Annotated in this window: 23 protein-coding genes; 13 read left to right on the forward strand and 10 right to left on the reverse strand. The window is 62.7% G+C overall.

Going from position 1 to position 25,715, the window contains the following annotated elements; genetic code table 11:
* The first annotated feature begins 9 nt into the window (after positions 1 to 9).
* Positions 10 to 885, forward strand: coding sequence for a prolipoprotein diacylglyceryl transferase (locus VES88_18105; protein ID HYN83398.1), 876 nt, complete (start codon positions 10 to 12; stop codon positions 883 to 885).
* 18 nt (positions 886 to 903) lie between these two features.
* Here VES88_18105 and VES88_18110 read toward each other — a convergent pair whose 3' ends face one another.
* The 4 genes from VES88_18110 to VES88_18125 form a co-directional block, all read right to left on the reverse strand.
* Positions 904 to 2,685, reverse strand: a complete 1,782-nt coding sequence (locus VES88_18110; protein ID HYN83399.1) for a cytochrome c/FTR1 family iron permease — start codon at positions 2,683 to 2,685, stop codon at positions 904 to 906.
* Between the two features lie 73 nt (positions 2,686 to 2,758).
* Complete coding sequence (locus tag VES88_18115) at positions 2,759 to 3,352, reverse strand: class IV adenylate cyclase (GenBank protein ID HYN83400.1); 594 nt, start codon at positions 3,350 to 3,352, stop codon at positions 2,759 to 2,761.
* Positions 3,345 to 4,037, reverse strand: coding sequence for an HAD hydrolase-like protein (locus tag VES88_18120; GenBank protein ID HYN83401.1), 693 nt, complete (start codon positions 4,035 to 4,037; stop codon positions 3,345 to 3,347). Before VES88_18120 ends, VES88_18115 begins: the two co-directional genes overlap by 8 nt.
* Positions 4,034 to 4,921 carry a DMT family transporter gene (locus tag VES88_18125; GenBank protein HYN83402.1) on the reverse strand — a complete coding sequence of 296 codons (888 nt, stop codon included), beginning with the start codon at positions 4,919 to 4,921 and terminating at the stop codon, positions 4,034 to 4,036. The genes VES88_18120 and VES88_18125 overlap by 4 nt, the downstream gene beginning before the upstream one ends.
* Before the next feature lie 15 nt (positions 4,922 to 4,936).
* Here VES88_18125 and VES88_18130 point away from each other — a divergent pair, with 15 nt between their 5' ends.
* Positions 4,937 to 5,392 (forward strand): hypothetical protein, encoded by a 456-nt coding sequence (locus VES88_18130; GenBank protein HYN83403.1) that lies wholly within the window; start codon positions 4,937 to 4,939, stop codon positions 5,390 to 5,392.
* On the opposite strand, the gene VES88_18135 is transcribed toward VES88_18130, so the two are convergent.
* From VES88_18135 to VES88_18155, 5 genes are all read right to left on the reverse strand, one after another.
* Positions 5,385 to 6,149 (reverse strand): NlpC/P60 family protein, encoded by a 765-nt coding sequence (locus VES88_18135; protein HYN83404.1) that lies wholly within the window; start codon positions 6,147 to 6,149, stop codon positions 5,385 to 5,387. The two genes, VES88_18130 and VES88_18135, sit on opposite strands and share 8 nt — an antisense overlap.
* Entirely contained in the window at positions 6,146 to 6,370 is a 225-nt protein-coding gene (locus VES88_18140) for a hypothetical protein (GenBank protein ID HYN83405.1), read from the reverse strand. Before VES88_18140 ends, VES88_18135 begins: the two co-directional genes overlap by 4 nt.
* Positions 6,371 to 6,678: 308 nt before the next feature.
* A complete protein-coding gene (locus tag VES88_18145) occupies positions 6,679 to 10,866 on the reverse strand; it encodes a translocation/assembly module TamB domain-containing protein (GenBank protein ID HYN83406.1) in 4,188 nt (1,395 codons plus the stop codon).
* A gap of 3 nt (positions 10,867 to 10,869) precedes the next feature.
* Positions 10,870 to 13,143 (reverse strand): BamA/TamA family outer membrane protein, encoded by a 2,274-nt coding sequence (locus tag VES88_18150; protein HYN83407.1) that lies wholly within the window; start codon positions 13,141 to 13,143, stop codon positions 10,870 to 10,872.
* Positions 13,143 to 13,361: a hypothetical protein gene (locus VES88_18155; protein HYN83408.1), complete on the reverse strand. Its 219-nt coding sequence runs from the start codon at positions 13,359 to 13,361 to the stop codon at positions 13,143 to 13,145. The genes VES88_18150 and VES88_18155 overlap by 1 nt, the downstream gene beginning before the upstream one ends.
* A 65-nt stretch (positions 13,362 to 13,426) precedes the next feature.
* On the opposite strand from VES88_18155, the gene VES88_18160 reads away from it, so the two are divergent.
* A complete protein-coding gene (locus VES88_18160; GenBank protein HYN83409.1) occupies positions 13,427 to 14,995 on the forward strand; it encodes an ABC transporter substrate-binding protein in 1,569 nt (522 codons plus the stop codon).
* Between the two features lie 12 nt (positions 14,996 to 15,007).
* Entirely contained in the window at positions 15,008 to 15,928 is a 921-nt protein-coding gene (locus VES88_18165; GenBank protein HYN83410.1) for an ABC transporter permease, read from the forward strand.
* A 148-nt stretch (positions 15,929 to 16,076) separates the two neighbouring features.
* Here the strand turns inward: VES88_18165 and VES88_18170 are convergent, their stop codons facing one another.
* Positions 16,077 to 17,072, reverse strand: coding sequence for an NAD(P)/FAD-dependent oxidoreductase (locus VES88_18170; GenBank protein ID HYN83411.1), 996 nt, complete (start codon positions 17,070 to 17,072; stop codon positions 16,077 to 16,079).
* 46 nt (positions 17,073 to 17,118) lie between these two features.
* Between VES88_18170 and VES88_18175 the strand changes: the two genes are divergently transcribed.
* From VES88_18175 to VES88_18215, 9 genes are all read left to right on the forward strand, one after another.
* A complete protein-coding gene (locus tag VES88_18175; GenBank protein HYN83412.1) occupies positions 17,119 to 17,664 on the forward strand; it encodes a cob(I)yrinic acid a,c-diamide adenosyltransferase in 546 nt (181 codons plus the stop codon).
* A gap of 14 nt (positions 17,665 to 17,678) precedes the next feature.
* Complete coding sequence (aroB, locus tag VES88_18180) at positions 17,679 to 18,785, forward strand: 3-dehydroquinate synthase (GenBank protein ID HYN83413.1); 1,107 nt, start codon at positions 17,679 to 17,681, stop codon at positions 18,783 to 18,785.
* A complete protein-coding gene (locus tag VES88_18185) occupies positions 18,782 to 19,456 on the forward strand; it encodes a 3D domain-containing protein (protein HYN83414.1) in 675 nt (224 codons plus the stop codon). The genes aroB and VES88_18185 overlap by 4 nt, the downstream gene beginning before the upstream one ends.
* 123 nt (positions 19,457 to 19,579) lie before the next feature.
* Positions 19,580 to 19,762 (forward strand): hypothetical protein, encoded by a 183-nt coding sequence (locus VES88_18190; GenBank protein HYN83415.1) that lies wholly within the window; start codon positions 19,580 to 19,582, stop codon positions 19,760 to 19,762.
* Between the two features lie 217 nt (positions 19,763 to 19,979).
* Positions 19,980 to 20,873 (forward strand): RNA polymerase sigma factor RpoD/SigA, encoded by an 894-nt coding sequence (locus tag VES88_18195; protein HYN83416.1) that lies wholly within the window; start codon positions 19,980 to 19,982, stop codon positions 20,871 to 20,873.
* Positions 20,874 to 20,892: 19 nt separating this feature from the next.
* The gene (locus VES88_18200; GenBank protein HYN83417.1) at positions 20,893 to 21,816 is read left to right on the forward strand and encodes a diacylglycerol kinase family protein; all 924 of its coding nucleotides are present in this window, start codon (positions 20,893 to 20,895) and stop codon (positions 21,814 to 21,816) included.
* 9 nt (positions 21,817 to 21,825) lie between these two features.
* Positions 21,826 to 23,268 carry an FAD-linked oxidase C-terminal domain-containing protein gene (locus tag VES88_18205; GenBank protein HYN83418.1) on the forward strand — a complete coding sequence of 481 codons (1,443 nt, stop codon included), beginning with the start codon at positions 21,826 to 21,828 and terminating at the stop codon, positions 23,266 to 23,268.
* Positions 23,265 to 24,389 (forward strand): FAD-binding protein, encoded by a 1,125-nt coding sequence (locus tag VES88_18210; protein HYN83419.1) that lies wholly within the window; start codon positions 23,265 to 23,267, stop codon positions 24,387 to 24,389. The genes VES88_18205 and VES88_18210 overlap by 4 nt, the downstream gene beginning before the upstream one ends.
* Positions 24,386 to 25,714 (forward strand): heterodisulfide reductase-related iron-sulfur binding cluster, encoded by a 1,329-nt coding sequence (locus tag VES88_18215; GenBank protein HYN83420.1) that lies wholly within the window; start codon positions 24,386 to 24,388, stop codon positions 25,712 to 25,714. Before VES88_18210 ends, VES88_18215 begins: the two co-directional genes overlap by 4 nt.
* Position 25,715: the final 1 nt, after the last annotated feature.

A 25,715-nucleotide genomic window follows, 5' to 3' on the forward strand; every position in this document is an offset into this window, starting at 1 on the left:
ATTCACGGAATGATACCAGGCATCTTCGCCACGATCGTGCACCATCCGCTGTCATATCAGGTCGGGCCGCTGCAGCTCACCGGCTTCGGGCTGGCAATGCTTCTGACGTTCGTCATCGCGCAGATAATCTCGCAGCACGAAATGGAGAGGCGCGGTCACGACGGGTCCGTGATGAGCGATCTCGTGTTTGCGGCGGTCATCGGCGGGCTTCTCGGCGCCAAGCTGTACTACGCGATTATGGCAGGCGACTTCTCGGCGCTCGCGAGCCGGGCGGGGTTCGTGTTCTGGGGCGGGCTGATGGGAGGAATCCTCGCCACCGCGGCGGTGATGCGTTACAAGAAGCTGAGCTTCGCGCGGATCAGCGACGTCGCCGCAACTACGCTCGCGGCGAGCTATGCCGTCGGGAGAACGGGATGCTGGGCGGTTGGCGACGACTACGGCCGCCCGTGGAATGGCCCGTGGGCGACGATGTTCCCGGAGGGTGCGCCGCCTTCGACCGTCGGCAACATGTCGCGCATGTTCGGGGCGCAGTTTCCGGTGGGCACGCCCGAGAATGAAGTCGTTGCCGTGCATCCGACGCAACTTTACGAGGTCGCTCTCGGTTTCGTGATGTTTCTCATTCTCTGGCGCTTCCGCGATCACAAGCACGCCGAGGGCTGGTTGTTCGGCTTCTACTGCGTTCTCGCCGGAATCGAGCGGTTCATCATCGAATTCTTCCGGGCGAAGGACGACCGGTTCCTGCTCGGTGGCTGGATGACGACCGCGCAGCTGATCGCCATCGCGTTCGCCGTCGGCGGGGCGTTGTGGATGTACCTTCGCTGGAATGTCGGGCCGGGCAAGCCGGGCATTAACGGTCCTGCCGCAGCGCGAGCGGCTGCGAGATAGTTGACTTTGTCAACTATTTCAGTCGCGAGCCGTTTGCCTGGGAATGAACGTCTTGACCAGGGCGAAAGCAAACAAACCCAGTAGCAGTGCCTGAGCAGCGAGCGTCTCCGCACTGGGGAATACCCCCATTGACGGCATGTGCGGCATGCCGGGCATCACCGTGATCGAAATGAGATTCCCTTCCTGCAGCTCGCGAATTCCCTTCCCCATGAAAACGAACGCCATGTAGTAGAGGAGCACGCTCGTCACGGCGAAGAACGGGCGCATCGGAATCTTTACTCCGTACCTGTAAAACAGGGTGAACACCAGAGCGAGAATCACCAGGCCGGCAATAATGCCCAGTGAGAGCGGCAGGGCGATGTTGCTCCCTTCATTAAATAGCGCCTGGTAGAAGAGCGCGGTTTCAGCCCCCTCCCTGTACACGGCCAGGAACGCCACGAGCGCCAGCGCCTTCCCGCCGCCGTGCTCCAACGCCCGATTCACCTTTTCGCGAATGAACTTCTGCCATTTGACCGCTTCCACCTTCGAGATGAGCCAGTAGCTCACTGAGAACAGCACGATCACGGCGATCAGCATCGTCACGCCCTCGACGATCTCGCGGCTGGCCGGCAGCTGCGCGAAAAGTGTCTTGAGGGCAATCGCCGTCACGGCGCTTGCCGCTACACCGAGGGCGACTCCGGTCCAGATCGAGCGCAGCCGCTCGCGGTGACCAGTCTTGATGAGAAAGGCGACGACAGCTCCAACGACGAGGATTGCCTCGAATCCCTCGCGAAGGATGATCAGGAATGATTGGAAGAATGCGCCCCAGCCACCCGATGTCGGGCGCGTTAGCTCGACTATCCGCGGCAGGTCCAGCGCAATCGCCTCGCGCGCGCTTCGCGCCGCAGCCATGTCGTGCTGTCTGACCGCGCCTTTGAAATCGGCGAAATGGCGTTCCATCGAGGCGACAAGGCCCGGCTCCTTTGCACGTGCCGGAGTCTCGAGAGGCTCGAATGCGATGTAGGCGTCGAACGCGCGATCGCCGGCTTCAGCCGGCCGGCCTGCCCGTGCAAACTCCAGTGCGCTGTCGAGCAAAGCGATAACCGTTCGCGCCGCCTCGGCACCAGGCGCTGCTTTCGCGTCCGCCTGCGCCGCGGGAAGAACCATTGGTTGTCTGCGGAGCGAGTAGACGTAGTTCACGATGTCCCACCGGTCCTGCGGCGGCAGCGAGGCGAACGATGGCATCGGAGTTTCGCGAATGCCGACCGACACGACGTTGTAGGCGAGCGTCGCCGTGAGGTCTGGCGTCTCTCTCGCGTCTCCAATCGCCGGAGCAGGCACGTTGCCTGCTTTCGCCGCGGGTCCGTCCCCCCGACCGGCTTCACCGTGACATGAGGCACAATTCGCGGTGTAAAGCGCGTGTCCCCGTGCCGTGTCGAGCGGAGCAGACGGCAGATCCAGCGCTCCCGCAACACCAAGTGCTCCGCGGAACCGCGCTTCGATTAGCTGGACTTCCTGCGGCGGCCGCCTGGCTTTGACTGCAGCGATCAGCGTGTCGAGAAGAGCCTGTGTCGGCGGAGCGTTGTAACCCCTCAAACGCGTCGCGACGACGCGTGCGTCGCCGAGGAACGAGGTGGCCTCGGCGTATTCCTCGGCGGAGATGACATTGCCGCGGTCGTCGATGCCTTTCCGGTATTCCTCGACCGCCACACTGACGATGCTGGAAAGCCTTTTTGCCGAATTTTCCTGGGACTGTGCCGCGGCCGGCAGCAGGATCGCCGCAACCACGATCAGGCGGCCGATCTTTGAACCCGATTTCATTCCGAGTGAATCTATCTGGATTACAGCTTCAGGCAAACGGGCTTGCAATTACCCACGGAAGAGGAAGCGACGCCTACGCATCCTCGCTGCGGTACCGGCGCTCGCCCCGCAGCTCGGCTTGCGAGAGAGACGCGCGTCGGCCGGTCCGGGCCTCGAATCGTGCAACGAATTCCGGCAGGCGCTCCGACGTGAACCCGCTGCGGGCCAGTCCGCTCGCCGTCACTGCACGTTCTATCGCCTCCGGAGGGCCTTCCACTTCCACGAGCGGATCCATGTCCGGGTATTGCTCGAATCGAACCGTCGCACCGTTCAGCTCGTACTGAATGATGTCGCGCTCGATCTCGACAGTCACCACGAAACCCAGCTTCTCGAGGATTACCGCAAGCGCGTCGGCATCGGTCACTCCGGTGGATGCTTCCTCCCGAATCTTGAATCCGCCTTCGTAGAGGGTTGGGCCCTTCCAGTCGAGGTGCGCGCGTTTGCCGGTATCGTCCTCGTAGACACGCAGCCGGAGCACATGATCGCGCAGCACCATCGAGTGATCGCGCAGATCGTAACGCGCGTCGATGAGGCGCCCTGAATATATGAGCCGGCCGCCGGCGGCTTCGATTTGCGCTCGCCGCGCCGGCACATCGTCCACCACGCTCTTGAGCTCTACCTCAAGCATTCATGATCGAGCTGAGCACCGCGCTGGTATCCGCCAGCGACTCGAACAGTGCATAGGGTTGGTGCGCCGCAAGCTGCTCGACTGTGTAGCCGCCCGTCGCAACCGCGATTGCCCGCGCGCCGATTGCTTCGCCGCACTGAATGTCCGCGGGCGTGTCACCGATGATCACGAGCCGGTTCCCCAGAACGTCAATGCCGAGCAGCTCGCTCGCGCGGCGCTGGGCGACGGCGGGGAGCTCCGGCCGGAGCTCGTGGTCGGACCCGAACGCATTCACGCGAAAGCGGGCCGGATCGATCCCGGCGGCAGCGAGCTTCGCGCGCGCTCCTGTTTCGATGTTCCCAGTCAGGAGCCCGACGACGACGCGGTCTTCGCGCTCGAGCGCGTCGAGCAGCTCGAGCACTCCCTCCAGCACGAGCATCGTGCGATCTCCGGATTCGAGCTCCGTCGCCAGCCCGACGACGTACGACTCGAGCAGCTGATCCATCTGCGCGTCGATGGCCTCGTCGGTGAATCCTTCCCGCCGCATGAGGTCGCGCACGATCTGCCGGTCGGTCTTTCCACCATAATGGTATTCGCTCGAGCCGGGAGACCCGAATACTTCGGTAAGCGCACGCTCCATCGACCTGCGCCCCGCTCCGCCACTCATGAGGAGCGTACCGTCTATGTCGAAGAGAACGATTCTCACGTGCGTGTCAGGAAAATTCCGGTCATGATCGTCCCGGTTCCAACTCCCTGCCAGAGCGTGGGCGACTCGTGGAGGAATATCCACGCGACGATGATTGCAATAGCCGGCTGGAGATTGCTGTACACCGCTGTGCGCGTTGGGCCCAGGACGCGGAGGCCGCGGTACCAGAAGAGATACGCAACGACCATCGAGATGACGCTTGCGTAAAAGAGTGATGCCCACACGGCCGGACCCACCGTTTCCCACTTCGTTGCGGCGAGCGCTCTCGGAGAAGCGATAAGCAGAGGCAGCACGCCTCCGGTCATCGTCAGCGCCGACAAATGCACTGGGTCCGTTTTTATCGCCAGCGGCTGGAGCATCACCGTGAATGCAGTCCAGCAAAAGACTCCGACGAAAACGAGGAGCGTGCCGAGCAACGTTGCGTTGCTGTGATCACCGCGTGCGCTGCCGAATACAACCAGGGCTACCCCGCCAACCGAGAGCGCCACTCCGTAGAGAGTGCGCCGCCTGACGCGTTCGATTCCCTTGAGGCGGCTGGCGACGGCGATGAACGCCGGCGCTGCGGCGACTATCAGCACAGCGTTGCCGACATTCGTCCGCGAGAGGCCTTCGACAAAAAATATCTGATACAGGCCGTTGCCGAGAATTCCGAGCAGCATCAGCGTGATGATGTCGCGCCGGGGCGGCCATGGGCGCCGCCGAAAAAATGCGATCGCCATCAGGACGGCCGCGGCGATGCCGACGCGCAGACCGGTGAACGCCAGCGGTGAAAAGACGGCGGTCGCGTACTTGATGACGCTGAAGTTCACAGCCCAGATCAGCGCCATCAGCGTCAGCAAAGCGTCAGTCGTGCCGAACGAACTGCCGTCTTCGGTTCCTGTCATGCGGAAAGCTAGCTAGTGCCGCCGCATGGCTGCTACTTTCTCGCGATGCATATCTCGTTCGCCGTTTTTGCCGACGGTGCCAATCTCTCGCAGGAGGGAAAACTCAATGTCCTGGGCGTGTTCGATGCGCTTCAGGTCGGCGGATTTCCCGCGATTCATCCGCGTACTCACTTCGTCATCCGGCTCAAGGGATCGGTCGAAGACACGGGCGGCCACAGACTGACATTTCGCTGGATCAGTCCCGGCGACGAGGAGCTGTGGTCGTCCGACGGGGAGCTGAACGTTGCGCCCGGGCCCAATCCTGCTTTCGAGATGGACCTGCCCATAATCGCCGTCATCGACCTGCCGCTCAACTCCGCGGGCCTTTACACGATGCGGGTGTCACTGGACGGTGAGCCGACGGCCGATGTGAGATTGTTCGTGAGCGGTGTGCAGCCGGTTGTGATGCAGCAGAACTCGATGGTCAGCTAGCGACGATCCTTCGCGCGAACCGGAACCGCGCGATCAGCGCCCGCGTGTAGTCGTCCTGACGGTCCAGCGATTCGATCGAATGACCCCCTCGACCGAGCGCGACATGCACGAGGTTCGTCGAGCCGGCAGCCAGTGCGACGTGAGTGATCTGGGCGTCCTCACTGTCAGCGAAAAAAAGAAGATCGGCCGGCTTCAGTGCGTCGAGCCCTCCCTCCACCGCCACGCCCTGGGTCGCCTGCTGCCACGCGTCGCGCAGAAGGTGAATGCCGTGCAGCGCAAAAATGCTCTGCACCATTCCCGAGCAGTCGGCCCCCCACGGAGTGATGCCGCCCCACTGATAGTACGTGCCCTGAAAAAGTGCGATCGCCGAAGCGACAATGGCGTCGGCCGTCGGCGGGAACGTCTCGCGCCGGCGCGCCAGCTCCATGCTGCGGCCCGCGATACAGTGCCCATCGCCGACCACTGCGCCCAACGGAAGGTCGAGTGTCAGGCTCCGGCTGTCGCGAATGCTGCAACCCATCGACAGCTCTCCTTCGATGTCCCATGCCCACTCGGGCCCGTCGGCAGCGGACGGCGCGGTGTACCCTTCGTGCATCCAGCCCTCGTAGCCGTCGGCGCCGCGAAGCCTGAGCCAGGACCCTTCAGTGCTGATGACCTCGGCCGAATGACCGTAGAGCAGTTGACTTGTCTGCGTGCTCGCCGCCCTTTGCTCACCCAGCAGCGGCGCAATGGGGGTTCGAACGACAATACGCGTCAATGCTCCGGCCAGTCGATCAGTGGAATCTCGCGCCTCGCCGGGAGCGCCGGCTCGGGCGTGAGGTCATCGGCGCAGCTCCGGCATCGAAGCACACCGCGAATACTGCACATGACGCAGATGAACGTTCCACACGTGGAGCACGGGTAGCCTTCGGACGCGCGCTCCTCATTACCGCAGGAGCGGCAGATCATCGCATCCTTCTCGTGCAGCTCGCCCATCATTACCCTCCGATCTTACTCCCCGAACTCACCAAGCTAGCACCTATGACGGAGGTTCCTTCTTGATTCGGCGGATTGTCCGGATTGAGTCGTACCGTCTTAATGCAAGTGTCCATAACAGAGCCTTCTTCTTTTTGTTTTACAACAAAAGCTCGAACGCTGGGTGGCGCTTTGCCTGCCCTGGAGCCACTTCCGGGATGATCCGCATAATCCGCCGAATCAAGAAGAAACCTCTGTCATTGATGCAGGCCTCGTGCAACCAGCATCAATCCGACGAGCGGGAGCCCGCCGTCGCAACGGTAGAGCTTGGCCTAGAAGCGCCAGGTGCGGAAGAGGTCGAACCCGAGCTGCCGGGGCGTCTGCTGCTGAATCTGGCTCGCATTCGACCGCGCGCACGTCAGGTCGCTCGAGCCGGGCTCGATGCCGGCCTGGGCCGAGTAGATCGAGTTGAACCGGTACTCGAGCTTGAGCCCGAAGTTCTCGACGAAATTGCTGGCATTGACGACGCACAACCCTGTGCTCAGGCCGACGAACCACTGATTCCCGATCTGCTTTCCGAGTATCGCGCGCGTATTCAGAAGATTGTAGTAGTACGGGTCCGTGGTGCGCGCGCTCGCGTCGTATCCCGCGGTCTGCAGCTCCACGATGTCCAGAATATTCTTTGGAATTGCATTCGTGAGAAGATTGCCGCCGTAGCGGATCGCCACCGACGCCAGCTGCGACTGATACTCGGCGCTGCTGTTATCGAGCGCGATGGCGGGCTCACCCGTGATCAGATAGCTCAGCAGATCCGACTGTGAGAGCGGGAGGTTGTCCGGGTTGTCGAGTGACAGCAGCGGACGCTCGAGCGTGCCGCCGATTGTAACGCGCACCCGGATATCGCGAACGTTGGCGCTCCGCTGCCGCGGCTGACGGATTGTGTGAATCGCGCGGATGTCCAGCGTGGGATTCAGATCGGGCGTTCCGAAGAATCGCAGGCTTCCGCTTTCCACGTCGAACGTCGGCTGGACGAATGGATCGACGAGATTGAGGCGATAGGTTCCGCGAACCGCGTTGAGCGTTCCCTCGAGCGCGAGCTGCGAGGACTCATTCGTCCGTGAGCTCTTTCCCAGCGTCACATTGAGCGATCCGCCGAGCTTCACGTTCGCTTCGGAGGACCGGAGCCAGACGGCGTCGCCGATGTTCACCTGGACGTTCTCCAACGAGAGATTGCGGGCGAAATCGCTCGGCGTCTCCGGGAGGAGCGTACGGTCGCGGGCGAGCAGCGTGTCGAGGATTACAGCAAATTCCGGATCACTCAGGTCGACGATCTTCTTCGTGATGAGCTCGGGGATGTAGATCGTGCCGCGGTCGACCCTGACCGCGCCGCTGACGGTCGCCGCCTTGTACAGACCGCGCAGCGTGATCACGCTGTCGGTCGAGATGTCCAGCGACGCGAGCCCGGGCTTCTCGATGATGTGGAAGTTCTCGGCGCGCGCGCGGAGTGAGAACTCGGGATTGTCGTAGCGCGCGAGGTTCACGAATCCGTCTACGGACATCGTGCCGCGCCGCTCGCGGCGCGTCTCGGCCGCAAGGCGCTTCACGAACACCGTGTCCCCCGCAAGCGCGACGTCGGCGTTGATCCGCTCGAGCCGCGTGCCGACGTTCCTCAGCGTCGCGACTCCGTCCGTAATCCTGAACTGGCCCGAAAGCACCGGCTGCTTGACGGTGCCCGACATGTCGACGTTTGCGACGAGGGGCCCGCGCGCACTCTGAACGCCGGGAATGAACGCCTCGAGAATCGCGAGGTCCACGCTGTCCGTTCGAACGTTGCCGCGCAGCGAATCGCCGATCAACCGAACGTCACGAATGGCAAGTCGCGCGTTAGAGTAGCTGAGGAGAAGCGAATCGAGTGTGCCGCCGCCTGGCACGAGCATCACGTGCGCGGGTGCATCCAGGCGATAACTCGACCCGTCGGATACCGTTACCCGCCCACTGTCCAGCACGATTCGCGTCGTATCGTTCGAGTGCATTGCACTTCCGCGCAGCGTCGATGTCACGCCGTTGCCGCTCACGAGCGATGCGTCGAACACCGCGAGTCCGGCCGAATCGAGGCGCGCGTCCGCGTCAACGGACGTGAAGCCGACAGGGCCGGCCATGAGACTCTCCGCATGGAGATTCAGCGTTCCACTGGGGGCACCAGCGAGGTCGCGAAGCGCAAACTTTCCGGTCAACGAGCCAATCCGTCGCCCTTGCGCCGAAAGATCGTGGCCCGAAACAGTTCCGCTCAACGCCATCGAGCGGGCCGATCCAACAACTTCGCCCGCCACGCGGAGGGAGCCTCGCAACGAGTCGGCCGGGAGCGATGTCGCCGTATTGACGTAACGCTTTACGTCGGAGAGAGAATCAACTGATACCACGAAGCCGAGCTTGCCGGAGCCGGCTTCGGTCATCGCGACACTGCCGGAGGCACTACCGCTGGCTGAAGCGCTGCGGACGAGTAACGTGTCGATGTAGGCCATGCCCTTGTCCACGCGCACCGAAGCGGACGACGAGGCAATGTCGATCTTCTCGATCGTTCCCTTCAGCGCAGTCTTCAGCGATCCCGTGCCGGTGACTATCGAGTCGCCGACAAAATCCACGACGTAATCGCCCGCCAGGCTCGTGCGCGGCGCCTTGGGATTCTCGACGAGCGTGCGGAAGTTGAGCCCCGTCACCGTGCCGGTGCCGTGCGCACCGTACGTCGGAAGGTTCGCGTCGACGGTTCCGTTGTAGGCAATAGTTCCGCCGGCTCCGGTGAGAGTCGTCACCATTGCAAGCTCGGGCGCGGTGCCCTTCATGCTCATCGGTCCCGTGTAATTACCGCGGAGCGGAATGTCCGGATACGATTTCGCGAGCGTCGTCATGGAGACCGGCGCAGCCTCGAGCGCCATGTCGTAGATCATGAACTCGTCGCCGTACGTCACCCGGCCGGCGCCCGTGATGCGCGACGTCGGGAGGTCGTCATCGTGGTGCACGAGGTCGGCGTTGGAGAAGCGGAGGTCGAGCCACGAAGAGTCGAGTCTCGCCGTGCCGGACACGGTACCGCGCAATTCCAGAAACGCCGGATTGAGATAACGAATCGTGCGAAGGTCGAGCGTCTCAATGTCGACGTCGAGTCCGCGAAAGGTCGTGAACGCGGGATACAGGATATCGAGTCCACCGCGCGCAGTGCCGCGAGTTACGGCACCGGGTACGTTGGCGTCGGCGAAAGTGAACCGGGACTCGTCCACCCTGAAGCGATTGAGCGGCCCGCCGGTCGCGCGCACCGTCCCTGTGATGTCTCCCTGCCAGTCGTAGGGAAACTCCTTCCCGTTCAGCGCCCGGATGAGGTCGAAGTTGACCGGCGCGGCCTGGAGACGAACGTCCTTCATGGCGAGCACCGGTCCGCCCACCGCGTAGGTCATGTCACCGATGAGCCGCGAGCGCGTGGTTCTGACGTCCATATCCGTTATCGCGTAGTCCATCACGTGCGGGTGACCGACGTTGTTGATCTCCAGATTCAATCGGCCGCCACCCGTGCGAGGGAGAGTCGCATACACCCACGCCACGTCGTTCAGCGAGACGGAGTCGCCCGTGATCTGAAGGGCGTACCGCATGGGCAGATCGTTTCCCCAGAAAAGCTTTCCGCGCGCCTTGCCGCTGGACCCGGGAAGATCGAATTGCGGTATGTTCAGCCACACCGAATCGCCGAGGATGCGGACGTCCCCCGCAAGCTTCCGGATGTCGAGCGGCGGATCGGCGCTCGTCCCGCTGGCTCGCGTGATACGGAAGAAGCGCCCGATCGAGTCGGGCTCCGCGATGCGCGCGTAACTGAAGCTCGACCTTAGGCCCGTGAACCTCCATGTGCGGGCAAATCCTTCGCGCGTTCTCCTGATCTCGCTCCGCCAGTCGTTGCCTGGCTCGTCGCGAGTGAGCGATCCGAGAGCGTGCGCTATGACGCTGTCGCGCTTCCGGCCGCGCAGCGTATCATCGGGATGCCAGGGCAGCGTAAGAACGACCTGGCCGTCGTGCACGTCGGCGGAGTCCATCACGATGAAATCCCCGAACCCCCTGCCGGTGCCGGGCTCCTCCGCCGGGCCCTCCGGGAATATGCGCCGCCAGTTCCAGTCTCCGTTCTCGTGCTCGCGTATGTGCACGACCGGATGCTGAACGTCGAGATGGCTGAGAAGAATCCGCCGGTCGAAAATGTCGCGCATATCGTAGCGCACGCGGATGCGCCCCGTGCTCACGAACAGCGAGTCCTCGTCGTCGCGGATCTCGAGGGAGTCGATTGTCACCCCGTTGAACAGTCCACCGCTGATTCGCCCGACGTAGATCGTCCCCTTCACCTGTCCGGACACCCACGACTGGACGAAGCGGCGCACCTGGCCCTGACCGTACTCCGTCTGCGTCAGCGAGAGCGCGATGAAAAACACGATCGCGATCACTGTGAGCAGAGTCAGTGCACTGAAGGTGACTATTCGTTGACGCCGTGACATCGTCTAAAAGGCCTGGCCTATCGCCAATCCAAAGGTCAGCCGGCTGCGGAAGCTGGTATTGCTTCTCGGCAGAAAAGTCGGACAGATGCCTTCGGATTGAACAAGTATGTTGCTGTTTGGATCCGGTCTGTGCACTGCCAGCCTGTTCCCCGGACTTACGCAAGGCAGTGAGCCCGCCTCGGCGCCGAGCTCGTCGCTCGACCCGACGACACGTGGAACCTCATAATAGATGGGTCCGGGCGGCCGGCTGTATGGATTGTACCCCACTACGAGACGCACCGGTCCAACCGGCGAGAGTGCGGTGAACTGAAATCCCGGCGTAACCTTGAGGCTGAAGTTCTGAAAGCTGCCGCGCTGCCCGCGATTCCAGACGTCGCCGGCGTCGGCAAAGACCGTCCACTGAAGCACCTCGGGAAGAAACGGGCTTCGCAGCCGCAGCTCCAGATTCGTCACGAGCAGTGAGTTGCCGCCAACCGGGACGGCGCGGCGAAAAGACGAATCACCCCCGGGTATGCGAAACAGCGTGTCCGTGAATGGGAAGATCGGGTATGCAACTTCGTAGCTTCGCGCGATATAGATGGCCGATCCGAGCTCGTTCTGGGAGAATCCACGCACCGTTGTCGGACCGCCTGCATAGAGACGCTCCTGGGGCGGAATGAATCCCGTGTTGCTCAGAGATCTTCCGAACACGATACCGCCCCGCACGCGGAAGGCAATCACCGCCCCGCCGGGAATTCCCCAATACTGCGACCGCTCCGCTAGCAATTTGCTGAAGCGCAGCGAGGAGTCCGACAGCGTCACCGGCGAGGCGTGACGCGCTTCCACCCTCCACTGCGAGCCCGCCGTCGGAGAGAAAACATTGTTCGAGTTGTCGCGGGATACGAGTGCACTCACCACCGCGAGACGCTGAGTCTGCTGTACGCGCTGCCGATCCTGTCTGTCGCAGATATTGAACACTGCGCAAAAAAGAGCCGGCTGCGCTTCCGTTCTGCCAAGGTCCATCGAGTAAGAGAGCGTCACCGGCGTGCGCCTGAAGCGGCGCCAGTCGAGCGACGCGATGCCTCCTATCGCAGTCGTTCGCAGATACGCGTTGTACTCGGAGACCCGTTCACTGAAGACGGTGATGTTCGGAAGCACGAGAAGGCTGCGGAATATCGGCTGACGGAGGGTCGCACCCACGTAATAGTTGAGTTTCCTGCTAAATGGGTCAGACCTGGCCTGCGGACAGACATCCTTCAGGCCGCTGAGCGGCTCGCCGATTCCAATCTTCGACACACGCGTAGTCAGGTCGAGACGCCGGGCGGTGTGCATGAAATTGTAGTTCGACAGCTCGCCGCTGACTCTGAAGCAGTCGAGCGTCCCGTATCCCGCGCCGAGCCGGGCGGCCCTCGTTGTGTTTTCCGCCAGGACCGCCTTGATCGTGAGGATCGAGTCGGTTGGGCCCGAGGCAGTGTCCGGAAGAAGTGAAACGTGCTGGTAAGCCTCGGTCTGATAGAGAGTGCGTTGCGCGTCAAGCAGCTCTTCCTCGCGATACACACGGCCCGAGTCGAGCCCGATGATTCGGCGCACGACCGGCAACGGGATCTGCTGAGACTTACCCGAAAACGGCACGACCGCTATGTCGACGCCGCCAATCCGGGTGAAGGGTCCCGGCTGAACGGCAATGGTGTCGAACGCTGCGAGTCTCAGCGAATCGACGCCGAAGCTGTTGGTGACGACCGCGCGCGGGTAGCCGTTGTTGCGCAGGCGACGTGCTATCGTATCGCGCGCAGCTTCTACAAGGACGCGATCGAATCTCTGTCCCGCCCGGATTGGAAGTCCGCGTGTGATTCGGCCTGGCTCGGGAACCGAGTCGAGGCCGGCAATGACCAGAGACTCGAGTCGAGTCGGTCGCCCCTCGTTGATTTTGAATTCGACCTCCACGCCTCCGGCGCCGGCGCTTCTCACCGCGGTGTCGACGGTAACATCGGGGAATCCGCGCCTTCGGTAGAAGACGATGAGCCGGGCGCGATCCTTTGGAAGCTCCGCGCGATCGAGGCACCGACGGGCGGTGAACGGCAAATGCAGAAACCGCCGCGCCCACGCGGACGGTGTGGTGACGATGATCTTCGCCAGCTCGGCCGAGGTAAACGCCGTGTTGCCGGTAAACTCGAGCTCCCTCACCTCCAGATCCCCCGTCTCGCAGGTCACGTCCTGGGCGGAGGCGGTTCGCGCGGCGATGAGAAAAAGTGCTGGGAGAGCGAACTGCGGAATGCGCCGCGCGAATCCGTGAAGCATCACCCGCTGGGAGTTCGGTCCCAGGGGCCGGCGGGTCCGCTCGTGGGCTCGGGCGGCTCCGGCTCACGCGCCAGCGCGTCCGGCGGTACCAACGGAGTGCGCTGGATTAAGAGTTGCACAAGGTAAAATCCCGCAAGGCCCGCCGCGATGCCGACGCCGATGGCAGGCACGAGGTCAGCGGCACCCAGGTGGCGCCTGTAATAGTAGTCTTCACTCAAATTGACGCCTTCAAGAGGGCTGGGTAAGTTCTCGCGTTCGCCCACCACATGTCAACGGTACCGTAATGCACATCCGACGATTCGCCTTGGCGGCGCTGACCGCCATCGTCGCGTGCACCGGGGGCGAATCCTCGCCCGCGCGTCGCACGCTGATCGATTCCCGCGACACCTACGATCCCCGCTCCCTCGATCCCGCCCTTTCAACCGATGCGCCAACCGGGCGCGCAGTCTCGTACGTTTTCGACGGACTCGTCCGGTTCACGCCCGAGGCGCAGCTCGTACCGGGCCTGGCACGAGACTGGATCGTCTCCCCCGACGGACTCACCTACACGTTTCACCTCAGGTCCGGCGTAAAGTTCCACGACGGGAGGCCTTTTGGCGCGCGGAACGTAATCTCGAGCTTTCAGCGCGCCCTCGACCCCGTAACCAAGGGTGGACGTGGCTGGCCGCTCTATCCGATCGCCGGCGCCAAGGAGTATGCGGACGGCAAAGCCCGATCGATCGCCGGACTCTCCGCGCCCAACGACAGCACCGTCGTCATGCGGCTCACGGAGCCATTCGGAATTTTCCCCAAGCTGCTGGCGATGCCGGTTGCCTCGATCGTGCCCGACTCGGTGCCCGCCAATTTTGGCGAGCATCCCGTGGGCACGGGCCCCTGGAAGTTCGTCGAGTGGAAGCACGACGACTACCTCCTCTACGCGAAGAACGACGGTTACTGGGGCGGCGCACCGAAGGCTGATTCGCTGAGAGCACGCATCATCCCGGAGCCCAGCACGGCTGTCGCGGAATTCGAGTCGGGGAACGTCGACGTCCTTTACGTGCCCGAAGGTGAGACCCGCAACTGGGAGGAGACCGACGACAAGAAGGCGATGCTCGAGTCGGCCCCCGCACTCAGGATGCTTTACGTCGCCATCAACACCACTCGCGGGCCGCTGAAAGATCCGCGCGTCCGCCAGGCGCTGAACTATGCGACAGACGTTCGCGGTATCCTGGATGGAATCATGAGCGGCCGCGGCAACCTCGCCGCCGGCGTCATCCCGCCGTCGCTCGCCGGCGGAGACTCCACGCGAAAGGGCTATGCACGAGATGTCGCCAAAGCCAAGCAGCTCCTCGCCGACGCAGGTCATCGTAACGGAATCGACGTCGAGCTGTGGTCATCGCAGACAGCGCCCTTCCCGCGGATCGCGCAGACGATACAGGCGAACCTTGCGGATGCCGGCGTACGCGTGAAGCTCGTCCAGCGCGATGCGTCATCCATGCGCGAGGCCGCGCGCGCCGGACAGACTGATATGGCACTCAAGGACTGGTTCGCCGACTACCCCGACGCCGAGAATTTCCTATATCCTCTGCTTCACACGAGCAACAAGGGAGTCGGCGGAAACGTCTCCTTCTACTCGAACCCGCAGTTCGACAAGCTCGTGTCGGATGCCCGGCGCGAGCCGGACGAAACAAAGCGCGTCGCGATGTACCGTGACGCAGACCTCATGTCCTACAACGACGCGCCGATGATCTACCTGTTCTTCTACAAGGAGCTCTACGCCATCCAGCCGTGGATCACCGATTTCAAGGTTCCGTCCATCTTCACGGGCCAGGCATGGACGTCAGTTCAGATCAAACGGCAGCAGCAGCAGTGACCGGATAGGTCATTGTTCGCCTTCATCATACGCCGCCTCGTCCTCTCCATTCCGACGCTCCTCGGCGTCATGGTCGTCGTATTCCTGCTCCTGTACGTGGCGCCCGGTGACCCGGTGCAGGACATGGTTGGCGAGCGCGCAGACGCGGAGACAATCGCGCGCCTGCGAAAGGAGCTGCATCTCGACGAGCCCGTGCTGAAGCAGTTCGCGCTTTACACCGGCGGGGTTCTTCGCGGCGATCTCGGCCGCTCGTACATCACGCAGCGCCCGATAATCCAGGACATTCGCGAGCGATTCCCAAAAACGCTGCTGCTTGCGGGCTCGGCAATGCTCCTCGCCTCGGTCCTGGGTATCACGATAGGTGTGCTGAGCTCGCGCAATCCGGGGGGATGGTTCGACCGCATATCGCTCGGCCTGGCGTACCTGGGGATCTCCTTCCCGGTGTACTGGGTGGGACTGATCCTGATCCTGGTATTCGCGGTGACTCTCAAGTGGCTGCCGCCGTCGGGATACGGCGGCGTCGAGTATCTGATCCTGCCCGCGCTCGCGCTGGGCTCGAGGTCCATCGCATTTCTCGCGCGCGTCACGCGATCGGCGATGCTCGACGTACTCCACAGCGATTTCGTGAGAACGGCGCGGGCAAAAGGTTTGACTGAGCAGGTTGTGGTGATGCGGCACGCGCTCAGGAACGCGCTAATCCCGATAGTAACTGTGCTCGGCCTCGACTTCGGGTACTACCTGACGGGGAGCATTCTTACAGAAACGATCTTCTCGTGGCCGGGAATCGGTCGCTATGTGGTCAACGCGATTGCGCGCCGCGATCTTCCCGCAATCAGCGGGACGGTTTTGTTCCTGAGCTTCGTGTTCGTTCTCGTCAATCTTCTCACCGACCTCGCATACGCGAAGGCCGACCCACGAGTGACGTACAGCTAGCGGGAAGGATGTGGGGGAGATTTTCGGATCCTATTGCCAGTATTGGCAATCGCGCTACGATGGTCGTCTGCGGCACCAGGTGCATTGCCAATACTGGCAATGAGATCCGAAAATCTCCCCCATATCCTTCGCGCGGTCAGCTACAGCGCTAGTCGTCCTTTTGCCCGAAAACGGCCATGTTGGATGAGTGCCCCGGATTGACCTTCTTCTCGGGGTAGATCCAGTGAAAGGCTTGATTGACCGCGGCTGCAGCCTCCCCGAAACCGGTCGCTATCAGCTTCAGCTTTCCCGGATAAGCCGTGATATCGCCCGCGGCATATATGCCGGGTCGTCCCGTCTCCATCAGCGAGTTGACGACGATCTCGTCCTTCTCGAGAGTCAGCCCCCAATTGGCGAGCGGACCGATGTCGCTCACGAAGCCCAGCATCGGGAGCACTGAGTCAGCCTCGACGTCCCGGGTCTCTTTCGTTTTCACGTCGCGCAGTGTCACGCCGGTGAGTCGGTCGTCGCTCGACAGAACGTCGTGCAGCTCATGAAAGGGCAGCAAAGTGGTTCGCCCGGCCACGACTGCAGCGTTGACCTCCGCGACCGTTGCTCCGTGCGCCCGATACCTGTCGCTTCGGTGCACCAGCGTCACCGCGGCGGCGCGATCGCGAAGCTGGTGCGCCCAGTCGAACGCCGTGTCTCCGCCGCCGATGATCACGATCCTCTGGTCTCGAAACAATTCCGGGTCGGCGACGTTGTCGAAAATCCCACGCCCATACCACGGCTCCGCGCACGCCTGCGGCAAGCGGCGGGGGGTAAACGCCCCGATTCCGGCGGCGATTATCACCGACCGGCTCGGAAAACGGTCGGTCTCCGTGACCAGGACGAAATGCCCATTCTCTTGCTCGAGACCTGTAACGTGCTGGTTGAGAAACGAGGGGAAATTGAACTGCCCCGCCTGGTCGGCTAGAGCGTTTACGAGGTCCTTCGCGAGGATCTGCCGGTAGCCGCCGACATCGAAGATGTACTTCTCGGGATACAGAGCGGTGAGCTGCCCGCCGAGCTGCGGAAGCGTGTCGACTATCTGCGCCGTCGCGCCCCGCATGCCTGCATAAAAGGAGGCGAAAAGACCCGTCGGTCCACCGCCGATGATCGTCATGTCCCTTATCTCGTGCATCGCGCAAAATATAGCCACATTTCAAATCATGAAGATTTACACGAAGACCGGCGACGAAGGCATGACCGGACTCTTCGGTGGCGGCCGCGTCTCTAAGGATCATGCGCGCGTCGAGGCGTACGGCGATGTGGATGAGCTCAACGCATTCGTCGGGCTCGCTCGTGCCGCCGAGCCGATGCCGCAGATAGACGAAGTGCTCGTTCCGATCCAGCGCGATCTCTTCAGCATCGGCGCCTTGCTCGCAACTCCGGATCAGGAAAAGATGCAGCAGCATCTCAGCAAAGCGCGCATCGGTGACGATCGGATTGCCGAGCTCGAGCATTCCATAGATGCATGCGATCGCGAGCTCGACACATTGAAGGCGTTCATCCTGCCCGGTGGAACGCAGAAAGCCGCAGCACTTCATGTCGCCCGCACAGTATGCCGGCGCGCCGAGCGACGTGTGATCAGCCTGCAGCGGGAGGTGGAGATCCCTCAGATCGTGGTGGTCTACCTCAATCGCCTGTCTGATCTTCTCTTCACTCTCGCCAGGGCTGCCAATGCCCGGGCAGGAGCGGGAGAGGTGACCTGGTAGCGGGCAACTCCGGGTTGAGTGGCCTTGCGTCACCGGGTGAGGGAGGCGAGGTCCGCATCCTCCCGTATCCGATCATCGTCGAGCGAGGGGCGCTGGACCGGCTGGGCGACATCGTCCGGAGATTCGCTCCCGCCCATCGGTATGCCGTCATCACAGACTCGAACGTCGGCCCTATCTATGGTATCCGGGCTATCGGCGGATTCCTCCCCGGTTCGGCCGATCTCTTCACCGTGCCGGCCGGTGAGACAAACAAGACCCGGGAGAGCTGGAGTCGTCTGACCGACGATCTCGTTGCCGCCGGTTTCGGGCGGGATTCTGCGGTCGTCGCCCTTGGCGGCGGGATGGTGGGAGACCTCGCGGGATTCGTTGCAGGCACGTTCATGCGGGGCGTCCCCGTGGTCCAGGTCCCGACCACTTTCCTGGCGATGATCGACGCGTCGATCGGCGGGAAAACGGGGGTCGACACGCCCTCGGGAAAGAATCTGGTGGGGCTTTTTCATCCTCCGGCTGCAGTCGTATCAGACCCGGAAACTCTTGGTACGCTTGCACTTGACCTTTTGAGAACGGGATTTGCCGAGGCGATTAAGCATGGCGTAATAGCGGACTCGGGTTACTTTGGGTTCGTGACGCAGGAGCTACCCACGCTCCTTGCGCCTGGCGGTGCCGGGAGTGACACGTTGACTCGCGTCGTCGTCCGCAGCATACAGATCAAGGCAGGGATCGTCGCCCGCGACGAGCGGGAGCGCGGCCTCCGGAAGGTGTTGAACTTCGGTCACACCATCGGACACGCACTCGAGGCTCTGAGCGGCTACGATCTCGCACATGGCGAAGCCGTCGCGATTGGAATGGCGCTCGAAAGTGCCCTGGCCGAGCGCGCCGGAATAGCCGAAGCCGGAACGTCGGAAGCGATTCGCAACGCTCTGAGCGCGGCGGGTCTGCCCGTGCGTCGCCCACTGGGGGTGGCGGGCGAAAGGATCATCGAGGCGATGCGGGCTGACAAGAAAGCCCGTCGCGGCGAAACAGAGTACGCGCTCCCGTGCCGTATCGGAGCGATGGCTGGCTCGAGCTCTGGTTGGGCTGTAACGGTAGCTGACGACATCGTTCGGGAGGTGCTGACATGAAACGTGGCGATTTTATCCGGCTCGCAATCGCCGTCGCTATTGCCATCATGTTCATTCAGAGCGGTGCCATGCGGCTGCCCATGAGCAAGGTCGTGCTCAAGCACCAGCCCGTATTCGTCTATGCGAAACCCGCCATGGTCTATACCAAACCCGCCTTGGTCGCCGGAGCGAAGAAGGTCATTCGCGAGAGCCGTCACATCAAGGGAGTGATCCGTCGCGCCTCGGCGCGCGAGGCGCTTCGGATGCGCGCCCTGGGAATCGTTCCCCACCCGCGCCAGTTCGCGCGAGCCAGTGCAGGTGAAGAGGTGCCCGTTTCCCTTACGCAGTATTGCCTGAAGGGGACCACGCGCCGCGGCCGCTGGGTCCGACCGGGCATCGTCGCGGCCGACCCTCGAATTTTTCCGCTCGCGCGCTACGTCGAAGTCTTCATGGGCAACAAGTACATCGGCCGATTTCTGGTGGATGACACCGGCAGGAACGTCATCGGCGCGACGCTGGATATCTGGACTCCGTCATGCAAGCAGGCCACGCGTTTTGGCCGGCAGTTCGGGCGAGCCGTTCTCGTAGCTCGCGAAGAGGAGCATAGGCCGAGTCTGGCCCAGCTTCAGCTCGACGTGATTCCGGATTTGAGGGCAGTGGCCGAGCTGTTCGAGGGACTAGCCAAGCGTTGAGGTCGCCAGTCCACAGTTCGCGAATTGGTCCGATGCGCGGTCCGCAAATCGGCCCGAAGTGCGCGGCGGTTGTTTGGCCCTACAATTGCTCGACCATGCCTCAACCCTAAGAGGGACAACAGTATGTCATCGTTCAGTACCTACCTCGTCGGCTTCATCGTGCTCATCCTCGGTCTGGCTGTCGCAGCGTACCTGGTGGGCGTCTCGCCGACGTGGATTGCTGTCGGTGTAATCGTGCTGATCGGCATTGGCATTCTCACTGGAACGAGCCGAACGAAGACCAAAGATCCGCCAACGACTCCGTAAGAACGCCGGCGCCAACTAACGGGATGACCAGTCCTCTGTAATAAACGGACGAACCTCCGCCGGTATCGCATGTCGGAGAACCCGATAAATACAGGCACTCCGTGACTGGCATGAAATGTGGCAGTTGACCTTGCAATTCCCCCTCATTAACGTGCGCCTTGGGTTGAGCACCGCGAGCTGATCGAGCGCTTGCCGGACAATTCGCTAGAGGGCGTCCATGCAGACTTCGGCCGAGAGCAAGTCTAAAGGCTTCTTCCGTTCGTCTCCCTCCACCGCTTTCGACCAATACCTCCAGGACATACAGAAACTCCCGCTGATAAGCAACGCCGAAGAAGAGCGTCGCCTCGCGCGCCGGGCGCAGGCAGGTGACGAGAAAGCTGCAGAGCGTCTCGTCACGGCCAATCTCCGGTTCGTCATCTCCTACGTGAAGAAATACCAGGGCCACGGACTCGACTTGAGCGAACTTGTGGCGATCGGAAATGAAGGGCTTCTCAAGGCAGTAAGAAAGTTCGATCCGGAGCAAGGCGTAAAGTTCATTTCGTATGCAGTGTGGTGGGTCCGGCAGGCAGTTCTCAAAGCCCTTGCAGAGCAGACCCGATCGGTAAGAATTCCCCTCAATCAGAATTCGCAGCTAATCAAGCTCGCCCGCGCACAGACAGTTCTCTCCCAGGTTCTCAAGCGCGATCCCACAGACCACGAAATAGGCCGGCTCCTCGAGGAGACACCCGAGGCCGTTCGCTCAGCAAAGCAGATGTCGGCCACGGAGATCTCGCTCGACGCTCCGATCGACCGCTCGGACCGCGAGGCCTGCACTCTTGGGGAGAGATTCGCCGGGGTTGACGGCGCGGAGATCGAGGAAGTGACGGACTTCCATCTCATGCGCGAGTTCATCGATCGCGTTTTCCGGAAGTATCTCACGCCCCGCGAGCGGAAGATTCTTCACCTGTATTACGGTCTCGAGCAGGGCTCGGATGCGATGACGCTCGAGAAGATCGGCGCTCTGATGGGCGTAACCCGCGAGCGCATCAGGCAGATCCGCGAGCGCGCGTTCGAAAAGCTGCGCGAGTCTCCGGACGGAGCAGCGCTGTCGGGGTTCTGGACAGCGGACTAACACAACTGCAGGTGAAGGGGTGACGGACCGCTCACTCATTCCAGCGTTCGTCAACCCCGGCTCAGGAAGCTCCGAGAAGGCCCGAGACGCGCTGACGTCTTCGGGCCATTTTGATGTACAGGAAGTCGAGCCGGCAAAACTCGAGCACGAGATAAAGCGCGCGGTCGCAGCCGGCGCTAAACGCATCCTCATAGCGGGCGGCGACGGATCGATTTGCGCCGCGGCACAGGTGATTTCGGGTACCGACGTCGAGCTTGCCATCCTGCCCGGCGGCACGCTCAACCATTTTGCGATAGACAACGGAATTCCTGTCGAGCTCGCGGAGGCGGTGCGGGTGGCCATCGGCACAAGGACGAGAACCGTGGATGTCGGCTTTGCGGGAAATCGAGTGTTCCTCAACACGAGCTCGATCGGCGCTTATGTCACGTTCGTCCGGTTGCGCGACCGGCTGGAAAAGCGTTTCGGCTACAAGCTGGCGAGCCTCATCGCGTCGATCAGGATATTCTTCAGCCTGCGGAGGCTCCGCGTCGAGCTGGAGGTGGACGGCCAGGTCAAACACTACCGGACGCCCCTGGTGTTCATCGGCGTTGGCGAGCGAGAGCTCGAGTTTCCGCATCTTGGCACCCGCGTCAAGAATGGCAAGCGAGGCCTGCACCTGTTCATCGTGCACGGGCGCAGGCGCGGACGGCTCCTGGTCGTCGCCTTCGAAGCGGTCTCGCGCGGAGTGGCGAGCGTTCGCCGCATGCCTGAGCTGGACGCATTCGTGCTGGAGCGCTGCACGATCGATCTCCGGCGGCCTCAAGCCTTGATCGCGTTCGACGGCGAAACGGAGCCGATGGCGACTCCGCTCGAGTATCGAATAGAGCACGACACGCTTCGCATCGTTGTCCCCGTGCCTGTCGAGGAACTGGTCGGAGAGGCAGCGGCCGCGCATCCCGCATAGGTTTCCGGTATGGCGACTGAAAAGCTGGCGAACCAGCTCGCCGGCGTGGTCGGCGAAAGGTTCGTGCTCATGCGGCCGTCGGAGCTGCTGGTTTACAACTCCGATGGACTTCCTGGATATCGGCGCAAGCCGCGCCTTGCAGTTTTTCCCGGGACTCGAGAGCAGACGATAGAAGTGGTGCGAATCCTCGCCGCCGCCGGCGCGCCGTTCGTCCCCCGAGGTGCCGGCACCGGCCTGTCCGGCGGTGCGCTCGCAGACGATGTAGTTCTGCTTGGACTGCATCGTTTGAAAAAAATCATCTCGATCGACGCCGAGAATCGCCGCGCGACTGTCGAGCCCGGCGTTGTGAATCTCGCTCTGAACCGAATTGCCGGTCCGCTGGGACTGCTGTATGCGCCGGACCCGTCGAGCGAAGCCGCGTGCACGATCGGCGGGAACATCGCCGAGAACGCGGGCGGACCCCATTGCCTCAAGTACGGCGTCACGCTGAATCACGTCCTTGCTATCACGGCCGTACTTCCCGATGGCGAGATCATGACACTCGGCAGCGACACCGGCGAGCGCGAAGGCTACGATCTCCTTGGCGCGTTCATCGGATCGGAGGGATGCTTTGGCGTCGCGCTCGACGTGACCGTGAAGCTGACGAAAAAGCCTCCGGCCGTTCGAACGATGCTCGCGGATTTCACTTCGGTCGACGATGCGGCACGCGTGACTTCCGCCATCGTCGCGTCGGGAATCATTCCGGCGGCGCTCGAGTTCATGGACAGCGCGACAATACAGGTAGTCGAGTCGAGCATCTACGCCGCGGGATATCCGGCGGATGCGGCCGCGGTGCTGCTGATCGAGCTCGATGGGCTGCCCGCGGGTGTGGAAACCGACGTGCAGACGGTGCGGGAGCTGTGCATCGCCGGCCATGCGCGTGAAGTGAAGGTCGCCGGAAACGAAGCAGAGCGGCTCCGATTGTGGCAGGGACGCAAAAAGGCGTTCGGCGCGATGGGCCGCATGGCTCCGCACCTCGTGGTGCAGGACGCAGTTATTCCACGCACGCGGCTCGCTGAGATCCTCGCGACAATCGCCCATATCGCTGCAACGCATAGGGTGACGGTGTGCAACGTTTTTCACGCCGGTGACGGAAACCTGCATCCCAACATTCCCTACAACGCCGATGATCCGGATGAAAGCGAGCGTGTCCATCTGGCGATGGGCGAGATCATGCGTGCATGCGTCGCTGCCGGTGGCAGCATTACCGGAGAGCACGGCGTTGGACTGGACAAGCTGAATTACATCGAGCTCATCTTCTCACCTGACTCGCTCGACGCGATGTGCCGCCTGCGCTCTGCGTTCGACCCCGATCGCCGCGCGAATCCAGGAAAGGTCGTTCCTATCCACGCATGTCAGGAATGGAAATCGACGCCCGCGTCAATGCGGGAACCTGCCGGAGCTCTGGCGTGACTTCGACGATTCAGGAGCGGGTTCGTGAGGCCGGAGCCGCCCGGACTCCGCTGCGCATTGCCGGCAATTCCAGGTGGCAGAACGCGGGCAGGCCGGTTGCCGCCGTCGAAAAGATCTCCGTCGCCGATCACAGCGGCGTGGTGGATTATGTCGCGAGTGACCTGACCATTACCGTGCGCGCGGGGACAACGCTCGCTGAAATCGCGCGCGTGACTGGTGACGAGGGGCAGTGGCTTCCGCTGAATCCCTTCGGCTCTGCCGAGGGGACGATCGGCGCAACGGTTGCGACGGCGTCCTCAGGTCCTCTCTCACAAGGGTTTGGTACGATTCGCGACCTCGTGCTCGGGGTCGAGATCGTCACCGGTGATGCGAAGATCGTTCGGGGCGGCGGCCGCGTGGTTAAGAACGTCGCCGGCTTCGATCTGGTTCGGCTCCTGACCGGCTCATGGGGAACACTCGGCGTGATCACCGAGGTCTCGCTCAGGCTGTATGCGCTTCCGGCGCACCGGATGACCATGGCAATGGACTCTCCGACGGATACGCGGCGGCTTGCTCAGCGTCTGCGATCACTGCTCGACGCGCCGATAATTCCCTTCTCTCTCGAGCTCGTGGGCGAAGAGCTCGCGCGTCGAATCGGGCTCCCCGCCCGGCCGACGATTCTGGTCGAATTCGGCGGCAATGCCGCGGCGGTGTCAGCACAGCGTGACGCGCTCGCCGCGATTGGGAACGTGAACGAAGTGTCGAGTGAAGTCTGGGAGAAAATGCGAGCCACCGCTGTGTCCGACGCGATGGTGGTCCGCGTGTCGGGACTGCCGGCGGGCCTGGCCGAACGATGGGAGCGAGCGCGCTCGATCGGCCGGGATGGTGAGCCGCCGATGATGCATGCGTCGATTGGCCGCGGGACGGTTCGATGCATTTTCCCCGGAGAGCTGCCGGCTTCCGCGATGGAGGGAGTGGCGGCTTCGCACGCCGACGATACGATGATCTTCGAGACTCTTCCGCCGGCCGTATGGGCATCGCTCGCTGACAGCGCTACGGCAGATCGTGTGTCCCAGGGTATCAAGAGAGCGTTCGATCCCTTCGGCATTCTCAATCCAGGCATCCTCGGACCGACGAATTGACTTCGCTCCCGCTGGTTCAACTACAGGACAATCTCGACGAGGATCCCGTTCCCGCCGACGCCGTGCCGGCGTGCGCGCTTCCGAACTCGGAGCTGGCGGGAGAGCTCCCGGGAATCAACGCTTGCGTGCACTGCGGATTCTGTCTTCAGGCGTGCCCGACATACCTCGCGCTCGAAGACGAGAACGACAGTCCTCGCGGACGCATTTTTCTAATGCGCTCGCTGCTCGAGGGCACGATAACGCCCGACGACGAGTCGGTGCAGACGCACATCAGTCGCTGCCTGGGATGCAGGGCGTGCGAGACAGCGTGTCCGTCGGGCGTTCCCTACGGGCACCTCCTCGAAGCGACGCGCGCGACACTGACTCAGAGTCAGCGAAATCCGATTGTGGCGCGACTCATTCTCAGGGTGTTCGCGAACCGCGTGCTTCTGGGCATTGCGATGTTTGCGTCGCGCCTTCTTGCCGCCACGCCTGTGCCGACGCTCCTTGCCCGAGTCAGTGGACGAAGCGGCTTCGCGATGGCAATGCTTTCCTCCGCCGGCAGCCCGCTCGAGCGCGACCCGTACAAACCGCGCGCCAGTGGCGAGCGTGGAAAGGCGGCGGTTCTGCTCGGGTGCGTCATGGAAGGATTGTTCACGGACACGAATCGCGCGACCGAGCGTGTGCTGCGCGTGAATGGGTACGAGATCGTCGAGTCGAAAGGGCAGCGATGCTGCGGCGCGCTGCACGCGCACGCCGGCGATATCGACGCTGCCCGGCTGCTCGCGAAGCGCAACGTCGAAGCATTCGAGCGCTCAGGCGCCGACGTCATCGCCGTGAACTCTGCCGGCTGCGGGGCGATGATGAAGGATTACGGGCATCTGTTGAAGGACGACACTGCGTGGGTAGATCGAGGCGCGGCGGTCGCGTCGAAAGTGCGAGACGTGAGCGAGCTGCTGGCTGCGGCGGGCCCGCTGCCGGGTGCGCCTATGCCGCTCCGCGTCTGCTACGACGCGCCGTGCCACCTCCTCCACGGCCAGCGCGTATCGACGCCGCCGTTGGCGGTGCTCGCCGCGATCCCGCAGCTCGAGCTCGTGCCTCTGCGTGACTCGGACCAGTGCTGCGGCGCTGCCGGGATCTACAATCTGATCGAGCCCGAAACGTCGGATGCTGTTCTCGCGACAAAGCTCGCCAACATAGCCGAGACGGGTGCTCAGTTTGTTGCGACAGGCAATCCGGGGTGCCACATGCAAATCGGAGCGGGCCTTATGCGGAGTGGATCAAAAGCGCGGGCTATACATCCAGTGGACTTGCTCGACGCGTCGTACGCAATGATGAGCAGGTAAA

The sequence above is a fragment of the Gemmatimonadaceae bacterium genome (assembly GCA_035633115.1).
Classification (GTDB): Bacteria; Gemmatimonadota; Gemmatimonadetes; order Gemmatimonadales; family Gemmatimonadaceae; genus UBA4720.